Origin of the sequence: Paenibacillus sp. GbtcB18 (genome assembly GCF_019091125.1) — a bacterium.
In the GTDB taxonomy this organism is placed as follows: domain Bacteria; phylum Bacillota; class Bacilli; order Paenibacillales; family NBRC-103111; genus Paenibacillus_F; species Paenibacillus_F chitinolyticus.
Window position 1 is genome coordinate 1 of sequence record NZ_JAGXJX010000934.1, and the last position, 232, is coordinate 232.

1 rRNA gene is annotated in these 232 nt (G+C 49.6%); it reads right to left on the reverse strand.

The features are described from left to right. Window positions 1–67: ribosomal RNA gene (rrf, locus tag KVT34_RS31335) — 5S ribosomal RNA — on the reverse strand; the annotation flags it as partial. Window positions 68–232: the final 165 nt, after the last annotated feature.

Genomic DNA, 232 nt, shown 5'->3' on the forward strand with positions numbered 1-232 from the left:
CGCTGGAAGGCTTAACGGTCGTGTTCGGGATGGGTACGCGTGGTTCCCTTCCGCCATCGTCACCAAACGAATTGCGTGAATATGAAAGAACTTGTTGGGGTCCTCAAAAAGTATTCGGAATAAGCATCAAAGCTTCTCTTCACTTTTTGGGGATCTCTTGCCCTTTCAAAACTGACAACGAGTGATTGAAGGTTGAAGGCAAAGCCTTCTTGACTGGGTCCGCCTCGGGACC